Source organism: Streptosporangium sp. NPDC006013 (assembly GCF_040614275.1).
In the GTDB taxonomy this organism is placed as follows: Bacteria; Actinomycetota; Actinomycetes; order Streptosporangiales; family Streptosporangiaceae; genus Streptosporangium.
In genome coordinates this window covers 1-16,242 of the sequence record NZ_JBEXUE010000216.1, presented here as the reverse complement: position 1 = coordinate 16,242, position 16,242 = coordinate 1, and the positions used below count along the sequence as shown (strand labels likewise).

14 protein-coding genes are annotated in these 16,242 nt (G+C 69.2%); 5 read left to right on the top strand and 9 right to left on the bottom strand.

Going from position 1 to position 16,242, the window contains the following annotated elements; genetic code table 11:
• Positions 1 to 62 precede the first annotated feature (62 nt).
• The 6 genes from ABZ260_RS28620 to ABZ260_RS28595 all read right to left on the bottom strand — a co-directional run bounded on the left by ABZ260_RS28620 (position 63) and on the right by ABZ260_RS28595 (position 7,670).
• Positions 63 to 1,550 (bottom strand): APC family permease, encoded by a 1,488-nt coding sequence (locus ABZ260_RS28620; RefSeq protein WP_355623911.1) that lies wholly within the window; start codon positions 1,548 to 1,550, stop codon positions 63 to 65.
• A gap of 194 nt (positions 1,551 to 1,744) precedes the next feature.
• On the bottom strand, positions 1,745 to 2,494 hold the full coding sequence (locus ABZ260_RS28615) for an SDR family oxidoreductase (protein ID WP_355623908.1): 750 nt from the start codon (positions 2,492 to 2,494) through the stop codon (positions 1,745 to 1,747).
• On the bottom strand, positions 2,491 to 3,978 hold the full coding sequence (locus tag ABZ260_RS28610) for an NAD(P)/FAD-dependent oxidoreductase (protein ID WP_355623905.1): 1,488 nt from the start codon (positions 3,976 to 3,978) through the stop codon (positions 2,491 to 2,493). Before ABZ260_RS28610 ends, ABZ260_RS28615 begins: the two co-directional genes overlap by 4 nt.
• Before the next feature lie 50 nt (positions 3,979 to 4,028).
• Entirely contained in the window at positions 4,029 to 5,303 is a 1,275-nt protein-coding gene (locus tag ABZ260_RS28605; RefSeq protein ID WP_355623902.1) for a DUF1116 domain-containing protein, read from the bottom strand.
• Positions 5,297 to 6,028, bottom strand: a complete 732-nt coding sequence (locus ABZ260_RS28600; protein WP_355623899.1) for an SDR family oxidoreductase — start codon at positions 6,026 to 6,028, stop codon at positions 5,297 to 5,299. The genes ABZ260_RS28605 and ABZ260_RS28600 overlap by 7 nt, the downstream gene beginning before the upstream one ends.
• 124 nt (positions 6,029 to 6,152) lie before the next feature.
• Positions 6,153 to 7,670 carry an AMP-binding protein gene (locus ABZ260_RS28595; protein ID WP_355623896.1) on the bottom strand — a complete coding sequence of 506 codons (1,518 nt, stop codon included), beginning with the start codon at positions 7,668 to 7,670 and terminating at the stop codon, positions 6,153 to 6,155.
• A gap of 157 nt (positions 7,671 to 7,827) precedes the next feature.
• Here ABZ260_RS28595 and ABZ260_RS28590 point away from each other — a divergent pair, with 157 nt between their 5' ends.
• The gene (locus ABZ260_RS28590) at positions 7,828 to 8,559 is read left to right on the top strand and encodes an FCD domain-containing protein (RefSeq protein ID WP_355623893.1); all 732 of its coding nucleotides are present in this window, start codon (positions 7,828 to 7,830) and stop codon (positions 8,557 to 8,559) included.
• A gap of 3 nt (positions 8,560 to 8,562) precedes the next feature.
• Here ABZ260_RS28590 and ABZ260_RS28585 read toward each other — a convergent pair whose 3' ends face one another.
• Positions 8,563 to 9,345: an SDR family oxidoreductase gene (locus ABZ260_RS28585; protein ID WP_355623890.1), complete on the bottom strand. Its 783-nt coding sequence runs from the start codon at positions 9,343 to 9,345 to the stop codon at positions 8,563 to 8,565.
• Entirely contained in the window at positions 9,338 to 10,267 is a 930-nt protein-coding gene (locus ABZ260_RS28580; protein WP_355623887.1) for an alpha/beta hydrolase, read from the bottom strand. Before ABZ260_RS28580 ends, ABZ260_RS28585 begins: the two co-directional genes overlap by 8 nt.
• Before the next feature lie 545 nt (positions 10,268 to 10,812).
• Between ABZ260_RS28580 and ABZ260_RS28575 the strand changes: the two genes are divergently transcribed.
• Entirely contained in the window at positions 10,813 to 10,950 is a 138-nt protein-coding gene (locus ABZ260_RS28575; RefSeq protein ID WP_355623884.1) for a hypothetical protein, read from the top strand.
• Here ABZ260_RS28575 and ABZ260_RS28570 read toward each other — a convergent pair.
• Positions 10,947 to 11,966 carry a hypothetical protein gene (locus ABZ260_RS28570; RefSeq protein ID WP_355623881.1) on the bottom strand — a complete coding sequence of 340 codons (1,020 nt, stop codon included), beginning with the start codon at positions 11,964 to 11,966 and terminating at the stop codon, positions 10,947 to 10,949. The genes ABZ260_RS28575 and ABZ260_RS28570 overlap by 4 nt on opposite strands.
• Before the next feature lie 232 nt (positions 11,967 to 12,198).
• Between ABZ260_RS28570 and ABZ260_RS28565 the strand changes: the two genes are divergently transcribed.
• From ABZ260_RS28565 to ABZ260_RS28555, 3 genes are read left to right on the top strand one after another with little or no spacing between them, the layout of a single operon-like run.
• The gene (locus ABZ260_RS28565; RefSeq protein ID WP_355623878.1) at positions 12,199 to 13,230 is read left to right on the top strand and encodes a LacI family DNA-binding transcriptional regulator; all 1,032 of its coding nucleotides are present in this window, start codon (positions 12,199 to 12,201) and stop codon (positions 13,228 to 13,230) included.
• Between the two features lie 28 nt (positions 13,231 to 13,258).
• Positions 13,259 to 14,866 carry an FAD-dependent oxidoreductase gene (locus tag ABZ260_RS28560; protein WP_355623875.1) on the top strand — a complete coding sequence of 536 codons (1,608 nt, stop codon included), beginning with the start codon at positions 13,259 to 13,261 and terminating at the stop codon, positions 14,864 to 14,866.
• A gap of 50 nt (positions 14,867 to 14,916) precedes the next feature.
• Positions 14,917 to 16,200, top strand: coding sequence for a sugar ABC transporter substrate-binding protein (locus tag ABZ260_RS28555; RefSeq protein ID WP_355623872.1), 1,284 nt, complete (start codon positions 14,917 to 14,919; stop codon positions 16,198 to 16,200).
• Positions 16,201 to 16,242: the final 42 nt, after the last annotated feature.

The window sequence follows — 16,242 nt, the reverse complement described above, 5'->3', positions numbered from 1 at the left end:
GCGCAGATCGCCGAGGAGCCCGGCCCTCGCGTCGGTTCTGCGTCGGTTGTAGGTGTTCTCGGTCAGTCCTGAGACGGTCTGCCCTCAGTCGTACGGCAGTTCTCGAGGAGCTCCGCGTACCGATCGGGTCGCCGCGCCCGCGTGACGGCCGTGACCACGGCACCGATCACGAACGACGCGGCGAGGGCCACCAGGATCGCGGTGGCCGCAGCGTTGGTCCCGACGAGGAGGTCGAAGTTGCGCACGATCATGTAGAGCACGAAGCCGAGGCCGATCAGGGACAGGACCGGGGCGAGCACGGAGCCCCACAGCGGGGTGTCCGCGTGGTACCGGCGGTGGAAGGCGATGACCGAGATCGAGGTCAGCGCCATCAGGGCGATGACGCCGAGCGTGGCCGCGCCGGAGAACCAGGTGTAGACCTCGGTGATGGGGTCGAGGCCGAGCAGGAGCATGAGGACCAGCACCACGACCGACATGACGGTCACCACGACCGACGAGCGAGACGGGGCCCGGTGCTTGGGGTGCACCTCGCCGAGGAAGCCTGGCAGGAGCTTTCCGTTGGCGAGGTTGAACTGGTAGCGCGCCACCACGTTGTGGAAGGAGAGCACGCAGGCGAACACGCTGGTGATGAGGAGGATGCGGACGGCGTCCTCCATGGCCGTGCCGACGTACTGCGTGGCGAGGTTCTGGACCACGTTCGAAGGGTCCGAGCCGGACACGGCGGCGGCGCCGTCCGCGCCGATTCCGATGGCAATCGAGTAGGACGTGAACGCATACATCGTTCCGATCAGCGCCACCGCGATGTACGTCGCCCGCGGGATCGTCCGGGTCGGGTTGGTGGCCTCGCTGCGGAAGACCGCGGTGGCCTCGAACCCGATGAACGCGAAGAAGGCGAACATCAGCCCGAGGCCCGGGGTGCCGTCGAAGGCATGGCTGGGGTCGAGCGGCTGCGCCGAGAAGCCGGAGGCGCCGCCCTGGGCGAGGATGGCGATGTCGATCACGAGGACGACCAAGGCCTCGAGCACCAGCGCCACGCCGAGGACCTTGGCGCTGACCTCGATGTCCCGGTAGCCGAGCAGGGCAACAACGATCAGGAACGCGAAGGTCAGCACCCACCAGTCGACGGTGAGCCCGAGGTACTGGTCGACGACGGCCGCGGCAGAGACGCCCAGCAGGGCGTAGAGGCCGATGAGAAGTAGGTAGTAGGAAACCAGCGCCAGCGAGGCGGTGCCGGCGCCGGAGATCTTGCCGAGCCCGGCCTGGACGTAAGAGTAGAACGCGCCTGCGTTCTGCACGCGTCGGCTCATCAGCGTGAAGCCGACGGCGAAAATGCAGAGCACCACGACGGCACCGAGGAAGTACAGGGGTGCCGCCGCGTTGCCGCTGAGGGCGAACACCAAGGGGAGGACCGCACAGGCGGCACCGAGCGGCGCCACGGCCGCGATGACCATGAAAACGATGGATCCGACGCCGAGGCCTCGGTGCAGCAGGGCGGTCTTCTCGCCGGGGCCCGCAGGCTCTGCTGTCTGGGGGTCGCTGTACGCCGTCATACGCTGACTCCTTGCTCGTGCTTTCCTACCGGGAGCCGAAGGTGGGTGTGGCTCGTGGCCCGAGCCACCAGAGCGTTCAGGGAGCCGACAGTGACGCACCCCATACCCAATTGTCTATTGGCTCGATATTCAGACCTTTAGGGGCCGGGTGTCAAGACCCTCGAGGCAGACGGCGGAATTCCGTCCGCGGGAGGTCAGTCCTCGGGGGTCACGTACGCTGCGGAGATGCCGCCGTCGACCCTCAACTCGTGACCGGTCACGTAGCTGGAGGCGTCGCTGAGCAGGTAGAGGGCCGCCTCGGCCATCTCCTCCGCGGTGCCGAACCGGCCCGTGGGCACGTGCACCATTCGCCGCGCCACCTCGTCCTCGGAGAAAAGTGCGCTCAGCATCGGTGACTGGACCGGTCCGGGACTCAGCACGTTGACCCTGACGTTCTTGCGGGCCAGCTCGACGGCCATCTCCCGCGACATCGCCACGACGGCCCCCTTCGAGGCGGTGTAGGCGATCTGGGGCACCGCGGAGCCCATGCTGGCGACCAGCGACGCCGTGTTGACCACCGCGCCGCCGCCACCCGCCACCAGGTGCGGGATGCCGTGCTTGCAGCACAGCATCACGCTGCTGACGTTGACGCGCAGGGTGCGTTCGAAGGTTTCGAGCTCCTCGCGCAGCACCGATGCGTCCTCGGCGAGCGCCACGCCGGCGTTGTTGAACAGGGCGTCGATCCGCCCATGGCGGCGGGACGCGCCGACGTAGAGCTCGGCCACCTGGGCCTCGGCGGTGAGGTCGCAGGCGACGAAGTCGTCCGCCCCTGTGTCGTCGGCCCCGACGAGGTCGACTCCGACGACGGTGGCCCCCTCCCGCTTGAAGACGGCGACTGCGGCCCGTCCGATGGCACCGGCGGCCCCGGTCACCACGACGACCTTGCCATCGAGCGCTCCGGTCACGAGACCCTGACCCCGAACCAGCGCGCGAGCCGGGTGCCGATCAAGTAGGTCGTGGGGCTGAACGCCCACTGGCTGATGATTTTGCCGCTGTTGGCGTGGAAGTAGCTAGGCACCTCGGTCCACACCGTCTGGGCCAGGCGGCGCTGGAGGCGGCGGTTGTACAGGTCGTGGACGGAGCGGCGCACGGAGATCTTAGTGGCCTGTCCGCGCACGAGCTTCCTGGCCAGCTTCGCGGCGAACCGCGCTTGGGCCTCGTAGAAGGTCACCAGCGGGATGCCGCTGGTGTTCGGACCGAAGATCATGAAAAAGTTCGGGAAGTTCGGCGTCATCAGCCCGTAGAGCGCTTCCGCACCCTCCTTCCACTGGTCGCGCAGGTCGACGCCGTTCTCGCCGAGGACCCGGAAGGTGCTGAGGAAGTTCGCCGCGTCGAAGCCGGTCGCCAGGACGATCATGTCCAGGTCGTGCTTCTTACCCTGGGCGTCGACCACTCCCGTGGGCGTCACGTTGGCCACGGCATGGGGGACCAGTTCGACCTTGGGGCTCCGGAGGGCGTGGTAGTAGGTGTCGCTCACGACCGTGCGCCGGGCCTCGACCGAGAACGGCGGCCGCAGCAGCTTCATCAGGTCCGGTCGCGACGACATCTCCTGCTCGAGGTAGGCCTCGACCATCTTCTGGCGCTTCTGGTTGACCCGGCCGCCGGTGCGGGCGTGGCTCGCATGGTACTGCCGGAGGTCGTAGTCGAGGTAGAGGCGGTAGCGGCGCCAGTAGTAGACCGGCTTGAACCGGTTCCACCGCCGCTCCCGCGGGCTGAAGTCCCGCGCCTGCTTCGGCAGCAGCCAGTTCGGCTCGATCTGGAAAACCTTGACCGCCTTGCCGTGACGCTCGGCCTCGGTCACGATCTGCACCGCCGACGAACCGGTCCCGAGGACGCCGACCGTCTTGCCCTCCAGGGACAGCTCGTCCCGCCAGGTCGAGGTGTGGCAGATGTCGCCCTCGAAGGGGGTCTCGCCGCGCATGAACGGCGGGATCAGCGGGGTGTTGAGGAACCCCACCGCTGAGATCACCGCTTTGAACGGCCCATGCGTCTCGCCATCGGCCGTCTCGATGGAGTAGGTCCGGGTGGACTCCGACCAGCGGACGGTGGCAACGCTCGTGCCGAGCAGGGTGCGCTCGTACAGCCGCCACTTGCGTGCGACGTGCTGGAGGTAGCCGAGTAGCTCGTGCCAGTCCGCGTGCGTGCGGGTCCAGTCGTAGGGCTCGAAGGAGAACGAGTAGATGTGCGACTCGAGGTCGACCTCGGCACCCGGGTAGCGGTTGACCCACCAGGTGCCGCCGATCTCCTCGGACCGTTCGAACATGACGAAGTCGTCGACGCGCTGCTTGATCAGGGCGATGGCGGCGGCGATCCCGCTGAAGCCGGCACCGATGATGGCGACGTCATGGGCGCCGTTCGCGGGTGACTGCTTGCCTTCAGGAGCATTCACGGGAACCTCGATCCGTCCTAAATGGTCATATGGTCTGATATTTAGACCATTTATCGAGAGTGTCGAGCCTGCGCGTGCGCGGCGGCCGCTTTCTCGAAGCACTCGCGGGGCGCGCGGATCACTCCGGCACCGATCTGGCCGCCGTCGCGGCCGGCGAGACCGACGTCCATGACGGGCAGCACGCCGGTCTCAAGCACCTTCCGCACGTCGACGGCGGTCGGCGTACCGCGGAACCCGAAGAGCGGGATCCGGTAGTCGGGGTTCTCCCCGTGAGTGATCTGGTACATCTCGCGGTTGCGCTCGATCATCACTTCGGGAGAGCCGCCCTGGTATGCCTGCAGGGACAGGGCGCAGGCCTGGGCGAAGCCACCGAGGCCGACGGTCTCGGTGATCGGCGACTCGCCGCCCATCCAGGTGATCTCGTCCTCGATGTGACCGGGGAAGAGCTTGCCCTGGTGGATCGGCGGCGGCCCTTCGAACCACTGGTTCCCCATCCCGGCGACCTTGATCGCGAAGCCCTTGCAGCTGAACGCCATGGCCGAAACCAGGGTCGAGTCGGCGACGCCCGCCATCGCGTCCGCGCTCGCCTTGGCCGCGGCCATGGACAGGCGGAGGAAGAAGTAGTCGTTCTCGGCGAGGTGGAGCATCGTCTCGCGCACGTTCGGCACGTCCTCGGCGACCATGTCCAGGGCGGCGGGCAGGATCTCCCGGCTGAACAGCACCGACGCCGCCGCGTTGCGGCTGTGGACCTCGTCGCCCATCCGCAGGGCCCGGGCGATGAGCGGCTTGAGCGCGATGCCACCCTGCCGGCGGATCGCTTCCCCCACCACCGGCGCGAGCACCTCGTTGACGTACACCAGCCGGTCGTGGACGCCCTGGTCGTAGCAGCCGTAGTTGAGCCGGCGCGGCTCCTTACCCTCGTAGAAGTTGCAGAAGCCAACGTTCCCGTGCGTGCGGTTCTCCACGACGAACACCGGCATGGACGCGGTGTAGATACCGGCCAGGGACCCGACCGCGCCGTAGTCGTGGCAGGCGCCGACGACGATCTCGCCGCTTTCAAACCCGGCGATCGCCTCCGTGCGCGTCGTGGCGAGCCGCTCGAAGAGCGCGCCCCCGATCAGCGCCTCGCGCTGCCCGCCGACGTACTCGGACCAGGGCATCGGGGCCCCGGAGGTGAGGACCAGGTTGTCCGTGTACCCGGGAATGACGTCGCGGGCGATGTCGACGTCGACCACCCAGGGGTCGGCCGTGGTGAGCCGCTCGAAGGCCTCGGCATTCGCCACGTCGATGTCGGGGGGGCTCGTGACGGCGGGCGTGGTCACCATGCGACGACCCCGCCGTCCACCAGGAGCGTCTGGGCGGTGATGAACGACGCCCGGTCCGAGAGCATGAACTCGACCACCTCGGCAACCTCGCGCGGTTCCCCGATCCGCTTGAGCATCGCGTACGAGGCGGCGACCTCCTCGCCGCCTGAGACCCGGGCCATCGACGGGCTCATCGGGGCCCGGATCACTCCCGGGGCGACGTTGTTCACGCGGATCCCCCGCGGCGCGAGCTCATCGGCCAGGTAGCGCGTGTAGGCCGCGATGCCGGCCTTCGTGGCGCCGTACACGGAGGCGCCGGTGAATCGGCTGAAGTGGCCGGTCAGGCTGCCCACGTTGACGATGGCGGTGCCGTGGGCCAGGCGAGGTGCGCAGACGTCGGTGACCCGTGCCATGCCGGCGATGTTCACCTGGAACATCAGCTCGAGCTTCGCCTCGTCGAGCTCGCCCAGGAAGGAGTCCCGCAGGACCCCGGCGCAGTTGACGAGACCGGCCAGCTGCTCCTCCGGCTCGAGGACAGTCGCGACGGCGTTCTCGATGCTGCCGCGGTCGGAGACGTCCATGACCACCGTGTCCACGCCGGCGAGCGAGGCGTCGGTCAGGTCGACGGCCTCGACCGCGTCCTTCAGGTCGGCAGCCACGGGATCGAACCCGCCCTCGACCAGGCGCCGGCAGATGGCCAGCCCGATCACGCCGGCGCCTCCGGTGATGATGACTTTACGATTCACCTCTCCACCTCTCGGTGTGTTGTCGGTCGTTGGTGCGCTGTTCGGGCGCACGCCGAGGACCCGACGGGACAGGTCCGAGCAGGCTCGGACCTGTCCCGTCGGGAAGTACGTGGGGCGGGGACCGCTAGTTGACCCGGCGCTCCCTGGCGCACCAGTAGGTCTGGCGGAGCTTGAACTTCTGGAGCTTCCCGGTCGCCGTGCGAGCCAGCTCGTCGCGGAACTCGATCCGCTTCGGGCACTTGTAGCCGGCCAGCCGCTCGCGGCAGTAGGAGATGAGCTCGTCCGGGGTCACCGTCTCGGAGGTCACGACCAGCGCCGTGACCAGCTCGCCCCACTTCTCGTCGGGGATGCCGATCACCGCGACCTCCCGGACAGCGGGATGGCCGGCGAGGACGTCCTCCACCTCGATGGACGAGACGTTCTCACCGCCCGAGACGATGACGTCCTTCTTGCGGTCGAGGATGGACAGGTACCCGTCCTCGATGCGGCCGCCGTCGCCGGTGTGGAACACGCCGCCTTCCTGGGCGGAAGCGGTCGCCTCCGGGTTGCGCCAATAGCCGTCGAGGTTGTGGTTGCTGGCGGCCAGTACCTCCCCGTCCGGGGCGACCGAGATCCGGACCCCGATGCCCGGCGCCCCCGCGCGCCCCAGGAGCCGGGCCTGGTCGGCGCCCGGAAGGTCGCGCCACTCGCGCCGCATCCGCGACATGGTCAGGAACGGCGAGGTCTCGGTCAGGCCGTAGATCTGGATGAACTCCCAGCCCAGCTCGTCGCGGATCCGCTCGATCAGCCGGGTGGGCGGCGGCGCGCCCGCGACGACGACCCGGACCCGGTCCCGGCCCGGGATCTCGCCCGACCACGACCCGGCCGCCTCGAGGACGGAGGCGAGCACGGCCGGGGCGGCGCACATCACTGTGACGCCGTGCTGCTCGACCCGGCGCAGGATCTCGGCTCCGTCGACCCGGCGCAGGACCACGTGGGTTCCACCCATGCCGGTGAGCGCGTAGGGCATCCCCCACCCGTTGGCGTGGAACATCGGAAGCGTGTGCAGGTAAACGTCGTCCTCGTCGACCTTGAGGTGCCACCCGAAGGCGGTGGCGTTGAGCCACAGGTTGCGGTGCGTCAGCTCGACGCCCTTGGGGCGGGCGGTCGTGCCCGAGGTGTAGTTGATCGTCGCCGTCGCGTTCTCGTCCGGCTCCCAGGACGCGGGCGCTGTCTGGCGGTCCCAGAGCCGGTCGTCCTCCCCGAACAGGAAGGTGTGCCGCGCAGGCAGGTCCTTCACAACGTCGTGGAGCGTGGAGTCGGCCAGCAGGACATCCGCCCCACTATGCTCGACGATGTACTCGATCTCGGTTCGCCCCAGGCGGAAGTTGATCGGCACGAGCATGCGGCCGTAGCCGCTCACCCCGTAGAAGGAGGCGAGCATGCGGCTGGAGTTCTGCGACACGATCGCGACTCGCCCGCCCACGGGGACCTCGAGCTCGTCGAGAGCAGCGGCGAGCGACCGGGCGCGGCCGGCGAACTCCGCGTAAGTGAGCGACCCCCACGAGTAGTCGGCGGACGGCTCGTCGACTACTCCCGTACGGGCCGGGAACACCTGCTCGGCGCGGTACAGGAAGTCGTTGACGGTGAGCGGGTAGAGCATGGACGTCCTCCTCAGCACCCGTGCTTTGCCTCGTGTACGATGAGGCTAGAAGACTTAAGGCCTAAAAACAAGGCCTTTAGGCCTTTGGGCCTTTAGGGCGCGATCCCCCCGCTGCGAGGGTCGCGTTCGGTTAGCCTTATCCGAGCAGGGAGGTGCCGTGACCGAGAACAACAGCCTCGGGCCGATCAGACAGATAGCCGCGCACGAGCTGGTGCTGGACCAGATCCGGCGGTCGATGGACCTGGGCCAGTTCCGTCCCGGGGACCGGCTGCCGGCCGAGCGTGAGCTGGCGGAGATGCTCGATGTCTCCCGCACAACGGTGCGTACCGCCGTGTCCGTCCTGGAGCGCGAGGGCCGGATCGCGGTCCGGCGCGGCCGCGGCGGCGGGTTCCTGGTCCTCGAGCCGACGTACGACGCCGCCGAGGCCAGGCGCGAGCTCAAGCGAAACAAGGTGGCGGTCCGCGATGCCTTCGACTACCGCGTCATCGTCGAAACCGGGGCGGCCCGGCTGGCGGCCGAGCGCCGCAAGGCGGCCGACATCCCTCGACTCAGGGACCTGGTGCGCCGGATGAGCGAGACCATCGACGCGGCCCGGGACTCACCGTCGACCGCGCAGATCACTGACTTCCAGCTGCTCGACTCGGCGTTTCACCTCGGGATCGCGCGGGCCACCGGGAACGAGCAGCTAGTCCGCTCCGTCGAGTTGGCGCGCAGCGCGATGTGGCTGCCGGTCGGCGCGATCTTCGGCCGCATCGAGGACAACGCCAACGACCACCACGCCGACATCCTTGAGGCGATCCGCACCAAGGATCCCGACCTGGCGGCGGCCACCATGGCGGCCCACATCGACGAGACGCGGCACACGATCGAGTCCTGGCTGAAGCGCTGAGGCTCAGCCCATGGTCGTGAGCCAGCCGCCGTCCACGACGAGGTCGGTGCCGGTCACGAACGAGGAGTCGTCAGACAGGAGATAGTCGACGGCCCCGCACACGTCGTCGGTGGTGCCGACGCGCCGGAGCGGTACCCGCCGCGCCATCGACGCCTTTCGGGACGGGTCCGCCTCGTAGATCCCGCTGATCATGGGCGTCAGGATCGCGCCGGGGCACACGGTGTTGGAGCGGACGCCGTGGCGTCCTTGCTCGGCCGCGATCGCCCTCGAGAGGCTGATGAGGCCGGCCTTGGAGACCTGGTAGGCATCCAGCGCACCGTCCGCCCGGCGCAGCCCGGCGATGCTGGCGATGTGGGCCATGACACCGAACCGGGCAGGCACCATCACCTGTAGCGCGGCGCGGGCGAAGAGCATCGGGCCGGTGAGGTTGATCTCCAGCACCCGCTTCCACACGTCGGGCTCGATGTCGGCGATCGAGCCGTCGACGTACTGCGGCGTGGGCAGCCCGGGCTCGTCGAACCAGGCCACGCCGGCGGCGTTGACGAGGTAGTCGAGCCGGCCCTCGCTCGAGATCTCGGTCGCGGCCTTCATCGCCGCGGGCGCCAGCCCCGGGTCGGTCACGTCGCCGCGCAGGTACGTCATCCCGGTCGACAGCCCCGCCGGCTCGGGCTTCAAATCCACGGCGACGACCTGGGCGCCCCGGTCGGCCAGGTGCTGGGCCACCGCCAGCCCCATCCCGCCGCCGGCGCCGGTCACCACGGCTGTGCGGCCCGCGTGGTCAGCCATCGGCGAGCCGCTCGCGCAGGAACTCGGCGGCCTGGTCGACCGCCTCGTTCGCGTCGTCGAACAGCATGGGGAACTGGACGAAGCCGTGGACCATGCCGGGGTAGCGCCGGTGCTGGATCGGGACGCCCGCCTCGGCGAGCTTCCCGGCGAACAGCTCACCCTGCGGCCGGATCGGGTCGTACTCGGCCGTGATCACCAGGGTCGGCGGCAGACCGGCCAGGTCGGCGCCCAGCGGGGAGGCCTGCGGCGACAGCGCGTCGTCCGCGCTCGTGAAGTAGGCGTCCTTGTGCCACTGAACCTCGTCCCGGAACAGCATCAGCCCCTCGAACTCCAGGTCGAACCCGAGCTCGAGGTCGAAGGTCGTGGCCGGATAGAACAGCACCTGGCCTGTCAGCGCCGGCCCGTCCTGGTCCCGAGCCCGCAGTGCCACCGCGGCGGCGAGGTTGCCGCCCGCGCTGTCACCGGCCAGCGCCACCCGCGCGGGGTCGATGCCCAGCTGCTCGGCGTTCTCCACGGCCCACACGAAGGCGGCGTAGCAGTCGTCAGGCGCGGCGGGGAAGGGGTGCTCTGGCGGCCGCCGGTACTCCACGCTGAGAATCACGAACCCGGTCCGGTTGGCGATGGCGCGGCAGATGCCATCGTGGGAGTCGAGGCTACCCATCTGCCACCCGCCACCGTGCAGGTATACGACGAGAGGCGCGATTGCTCTCGCCGCGTCCGGCCGGTAGACCCGGACCGGGATCTCGTGCCGCGTGCCGGGCACCACCAGATCTTCCGCGGCAGCGACGTCCTCGACAGGCAGCGCCGCGAACGTCGCCTCAAAATTGGATCTCGCTTCCTCGATCGGCAGCAGGTGGGAGTTGGGTCGACCGCTCTCGGCCGCCTCCTTAAGAAGGTTCGCAGCTACCGGGTGGAGGGGCATCACCTAAGTCCTCGCCTTCAACTACATCGACCAGACAATGGGCTTTTGGTTGGGACTATAGACCATATGGTGATGAGTGTGCACATCAGTACCGGCACAGCGGTGGGCCCGTCGAACCCGCCCAACCGAGAAGGCGCGTGCGGCAGGCGCCTCTCCAGATGGCGAGCAGGGGCTGGAACGCGGATGATCGATCAGGGCCGGCTCACTGACCGATGGAGTCACGGCCGCGGTGACGTCGCCCTGGTCGACGTGCCGTGCTTCGACCGGCCGGGAAGCGGGTGTGGCGCAAGCGGACCTGGCGCTGCAGTGAGACCGCGTGCCCGACCGGAGTCTTGGGCTCAATCCGCCATCGCCACACTCGTCGACCGCACCAGTCGCTACGTGCGTCTGGTCGCGCTCCCGATCCGTCATGACGCGCAGGCCGTGCACGATGGCCTCATCGCCGTGCTGCTGGCGCCGACCTGCTACATCACCGGCCCGCAGCTCGACGAGATGGTCGCCGAAGCCGTGCTGAACGAGACCCCCGCACCCGGACGATCATGGCGGTGCTACGCGGTACCGCCTGCCGCATCAGTTCCCTGCTCAACGTCGAGCTGTCCCAGCTCACCTATCAGGGCCGCTTTCGGGTGCTGCAACTGCCGGTCAAAGGCGGCGGCATCCACCCCGTCAAGGTCAGCTCCTAGACGGCGCGGGCGACGGCGATCGTCGACCGGCTCCGCTGGCCGGCCTCGTAGAACATGTACTCCACGCCGCCGTCGGTGCCGAAGGAGGGCGCGGCACTGCGGCCGTTGTCGGGAGCCCCGGCCAGTGGCCGGTGGAAGACGCCGAGATGGACCTCCCGGTCGAATGAGTTGCCCACCTCGGTGATGAACATGTTCCCGCTGTTGCCGTGGTAGACGACGTACGCCGTGCCGTTGCGCTTGACGAGGGTGGGCCCGGAGACGTCGCTCTGCCCGTCGGGGCCGGGCGAGACCAGCGGGGTCGGGTCGAACTGCCAGTTCTTACCGGTGGACGACCAGGCCCAGAAGATCTTTCGGGTGCCGTTGGTGACGCCCATGAAGATCATGACGTACTTGTTGCCGAGTCCGGGGACCGCGTGCTCGAAGACCCGCGCGTAGGACGTCTCCGTCGCCCCGGGGATGACCCCAGTGTGCAGCACCCTGCCGTGGTAGGTGAAGTGCACGCCGTCGGTGGACCAGGCCATCCGGGTGGTGGTGTTCTCGCCGTGGAAGTACAGGTAGAACTGCCGGTTGTCGGGGTTCCAGATGATGTGCGGCGAGGAGACGTGGCTGACCGAGTAGTGCGGTGACCAGTTGTTGGAGATGATCGGGTTGTTCGGATACTCGGTGAACCGGCCGCCGAGCGAGTTGCCGTAGGCCAGGCAGATGCCGCCGGGCGCGTCGTGCGGGGCGTAGTAGAGGTAGTAGCGCGCCAGCGGGCTGGCGATCTTGTCGTACATGCCCCGGATGCAGGGGAAGATCAGCTCGTTGGTCGGGTTGTAGCGCAGGCTCGCCTTGGCGAACGGCGTGCCGATGTACTGGTAGGTGGGGAAACCGGCGGGTCCCGCCAGGGTGGCCGCGGACGTGTCCACGATCGACGCCGTGGCCGTCTGGGGCAGGGCGAGGCCGAGGCCGCCGGCCACACCGGCGCCGACCGCCGTGCGCAGCAGCCCGCGGCGGTCCAGGAGAGGTTCGGTCATCGGCGATCCCTTCGCGACAACTTTCACGGTGAGTGATGGTGAGCAAATCTCTCTGATCGCAAAGGTTCGGCCAGGCACGCTCGCACGTCAAGGCGCTAATACGAATTATCACGGGTGATATTTCCTCGGCACGGTCCCGGCTCTGTGCTCTTGACAGGAGGGGGCGGTCACTTGCAAGATGACGGCCCAACCTCGCTAATGCGCATTATCACCAGAGGGGAAGCTACGGATCGTGACTGCTCCCGGTCGCCGACTCACCCAGCAGGACATCGCCCGCATCGCGGGGGTGAGCCAGACCACCGTGTCGCTGGTCCTCAACAACAGGACCGACGCCGAGGTACGCATCGCCCCGGATACGCGTGAGCGGGTGCTGAGGGTGATCAGGGAGACCGGATATGTCGCCGACCCGGTCGCCCGGAGGCTCGCCGAGCGGCGCAACCGCATTCTGGGCGTCTTCACCTACGAGGCGGTCTTCCCGACCGCGAGCGCCGACTTCTACCACCCCTTCCTGCTCGGCATCGAGGAGTGCGCCGAGGAGATGGGCTGCGACCTGCTGTTGTTCACCAGCGCCAGGGCCGCGGGGGAGCGGCGCCGGATCTTCAACGAGGACAGCCGGGTGCGGCTGGCCGACGGCTGCGTCCTCCTCGGGCGCACGGTCGACCGCGACGACCTGGCCCGGCTGCTGGCGGAGGGCATACCCTTCGTCTCCATCGGCCGCCGCGACGACGCCGGTGCGCCGGTGCCGTACGTGGGCGCCGACTACCCGCCCGCGGTGCGCGCTCTGGTCGACCGGGTGGCGGGACTCGGCCATCGGCGGCTGGCCTACGTGGGTGCGGGGGCGGGCGCCGAGTCACCCGCCGACCGCATGCGCGGCTTCCGCGAGGCCGTGGCCGCGGTCGGAGCCGAAGGGGTACATGTCCAGGTCACCGACAGGACCCCCGGGGAACTGCTGGAGGAGCTGTCGGCGGCCCGGGTGACCGCGGCCTTCGTCGAGGAACCCGCCGACGCCGTGGCGATCACGCACGCGGCGCGCGAGCGGGGTCTGGCGATCCCCGGGGACCTGTCGATCCTCTCGCTGGGCGCCCCGACCAGGCCCGTCCAGGTCGACGTCGACCTCACCGGTTTCCACATCCCACGCCGCGAGATGGGGCGCAGGGCCGTCGAGTTGCTGGCGGAGCTGCTGGAGAGCGGCGGGGGGACACCGCAGGAACTGCTGGCCTGCGAGCTGGTCGAGGGATCCACGCTCGCACCGATTCCAAGCTGATCGAATAACGATGGGAGAGACCTCCGACGTGGTTGAGATATCGGCGGACGCGGTGGTCGTCGGCGGAGGGCTGGGCGGCGTCGCCGCCGCCCTGGCGCTGCTGCGGGCCGGGCGCACAGTGATCCTGACCGAGGAGTACGACTGGCTCGGCGGGCAGCTGACCAGCCAGGCGGTGCCGCCCGACGAGCACTCCTGGGTGGAGAGGTTCGGCGTGACGGCCTCCTACCGGGCGCTGCGCGAGGGCATCCGCCGCTACTACCGCGACCACTATCCGCTGACCGAGCGGTCGCGGGCCTGGCGGGAGCTGAACCCCGGAGCCGGACACGTGAGCCGGCTCTGTCACGAGCCGCGCGTCGCGGTCGCGGTGATCGAGGCCATGCTCGCGCCGTACCGGGGCTCGGGGCGGCTGCGCGTCCTGCAGCCGTACCGGCCGGTCGGCGCGGAGGTCGACGGCGACCGGGTGCGGGCGGTCCGTCTGGAGCACCGGGACGGGGGCGGGGAGGTCACCGCCGTCGCACCGTACGTGCTGGACGCCACCGAGACGGGCGAGCTGCTGCCGCTGACCGGCACCGAGTACGTGACGGGGTTCGAGTCGCAGGGCGACACCGGCGAGCCGAGCGCGCCCGCCGAGGCCCAGCCGACGAACATGCAGGCGGTCTCGGTCTGCTTCGCGATCGACCACGTCGACGGTGACCACACCATCGACAGGCCCGGATCCTATGAGTTCTGGCGGAGCTACCAGCCCGGCTTCTGGGGTGACCGGCTGCTGTCCTGGCGCTGCCCGCACCCCAGGACCCTGGAGATCGTGGAACGCTCCTTCACCCCCAACCCCGACGACGATCCGCTGCTCGTCGAGGCCGACCAGCGGCTCAACCCCGGCGACGCGAACCTGTGGACCTTCCGCAGGATCGCCGCGCGGCGCAACTTCACGGACGGCGCCTACGCCAGCGACATCACCCTGGTCAACTGGCCGATGATCGACTACCTGGAGGGCCCGGTCATCGACGTGCCGGATGCCGGCAGGCACCTGGCCGCGGCCCGCGAGCTCTCCCGCTCGGTGCTGTACTGGTTGCAGACCGAGGCACCGCGCCCCGACGGAGGGACCGGGTTTCCCGGCCTGCGCCTGCGGGGCGACGTCACCGGCGGTGGCGACGACGGCCTGGCCCAGGCACCCTACATCCGCGAGTCACGCCGCATCCGCGCCCTGTACACCGTGGCCGAGCAGGACCTGTCGCTCGCGGTGCGCGGAGACAAGGGCGCGGTGAGCTACGCCGACTCGGTCGGCGTGGGGATGTACCGCATCGATCTGCACCCCTCCACCGGGGGCGACAACTACATAGACGTGGCCAGCTCGCCGTTCGAGATCCCCCTCGGCGCGCTCGTCCCGCAGCGGATGACCAATCTGCTGCCCGCGTCCAAGAACATCGGCACCACACACATCACCAACGGGGCCTACCGGCTGCACCCGGTGGAGTGGAACGTCGGCGAGGCCGCCGGCGCCCTCGCCGCCTTCTGCCTGGACAACGCCACCACCCCGCACGCCGTACGCGGTGACGAGGGACTGCTCGCCGCCTTCCAGCACCGGCTCGCCCGCGACGGCGTCGAGCTGCGCTGGCCGCAGGTGACCGGTTACTGACCGCGCACCCACCACGACCGTCGGGGGATTCCCAGCAAGGAGAACGGACCATGAGACCATTCGGAAAGCCCGCGGCCGTCGCGCTGGCGGCGCTGCTCACCCTGACTGCGTGCGGCGGGGCGAACGAGGCCACTCCCGCGGCGAAGGGCCCGCAACCGCTGCGCATGACGATCTGGACCTCGAACGAGGCGCATCTGAAGCTGTTCAACGAGATCGCCGCCGAATACCGGAAGACCCATCCCGACATCGGCGAGATCACGTTCGACCCCATCCCCTTCGAGAACTACACCACCACCCTGACCACCCAGATCGCCGGCGGCAACGCCCCCGACCTGGCCTGGATCCTGGAGAACTCGGCGCCCGACTTCGTCTCCTCGGGCGCGCTGGCGCCGCTCGACGACACGCTGCGCAAGGCCGAGGGCTACGGTTTCGACGACCTCACCCCCTCGGCGGTCAAGCTCTGGCAGGCCGAGGGCAAGCTGTACGCCTACCCGTTCTCCACCTCGCCGTTCGGGGTGTTCGTCAACACCGACCTGCTCAAGAAGGCGGGCCAGAAGACCCCCGCTGAGATGATCGAGGAGGGTACGTGGACCTGGGAGAAGGTGGCGGCCCAGAACGCCGCGGTCGCCTCGAAGACCGGCAAGGCGGGCATGGTCGTCCGCGACTTCGACTACAAGAGCTGGGACAACCTCGCCTCGGTGTGGGGCGGCTGGGGCGCCCAGGCCTGGAGCGAGGACGGCAAAACCTGCGGGTTCGACAGCCCCGAGATGGTCGAGGCGATGACGTTCCTGCACAGGGCGGTCTTCACGGACAAGGCGTTCCCCGGTCCCGGCACCACGGCGGACTTCTTCGCGGGCGACGCGGCGATGACCATCACCCAGATCTCCCGCGCCTCGCTCCTGCAGGACGCGAAGTTCGGCTGGGACCTCGTCCCGCTGCCCGCGGGTCCCAAAGGTGAGTACTCGGTGATCGGCCAGGCGGGCCTGGGCGTCTTCAAGAAGTCCGCGAACGCCGCGGCGGCCGTCGACTTCCTGACCTTCTTCACCAACCCCGCCAACTCCGCCAGGCTCGCCGCCTACTTCCCGCCGCCCCGGGCCTCCCAGCTCACCGCGGACACCCTGGCCAAGAGCAACCCGCTGCTCAAGCCCGAGCAACTCCAGCAGGTCGTGATCGGCGGCATCGAGAAGGGCGTGGTCAAGCCCAGCCACACCGGCCAGGCGGAACTCTCGCAGGCCGTGCGGGCCGCGCTCGACCCGCTCTGGCAGCCCGGCGCCGACGTCAAGGCGGTGCTGGGCGGGGTGTGTGCCAAGATCCAGCCGATGCTGGGTGCGTGACGTGGCAGTCTCACACCCGAGGTTCGCGGTGACCGGCCGGGC

What these genes read in the sequence shown, in the direction of transcription:
- ABZ260_RS28620 (WP_355623911.1), bottom strand. Translation starts at nt 1,550, where the DNA reads ATGACGGCGTACAGCGACCCCCAGACAGCAGAGCCTGCGGGCCCCGGC.
- ABZ260_RS28605 (WP_355623902.1), bottom strand. Translation starts at nt 5,303, where the DNA reads ATGGTGACCACGCCCGCCGTCACGAGCCCCCCCGACATCGACGTGGCG.
- ABZ260_RS28595 (WP_355623896.1), bottom strand. Translation starts at nt 7,670, where the DNA reads ATGCTCTACCCGCTCACCGTCAACGACTTCCTGTACCGCGCCGAGCAG.
- ABZ260_RS28585 (WP_355623890.1), bottom strand. Translation starts at nt 9,345, where the DNA reads ATGGCTGACCACGCGGGCCGCACAGCCGTGGTGACCGGCGCCGGCGGC.
- ABZ260_RS28580 (WP_355623887.1), bottom strand. Translation starts at nt 10,267, where the DNA reads ATGCCCCTCCACCCGGTAGCTGCGAACCTTCTTAAGGAGGCGGCCGAG.
- ABZ260_RS28570 (WP_355623881.1), bottom strand. Translation starts at nt 11,966, where the DNA reads ATGACCGAACCTCTCCTGGACCGCCGCGGGCTGCTGCGCACGGCGGTC.
- ABZ260_RS28555 (WP_355623872.1), top strand. Translation starts at nt 14,917, where the DNA reads ATGAGACCATTCGGAAAGCCCGCGGCCGTCGCGCTGGCGGCGCTGCTC.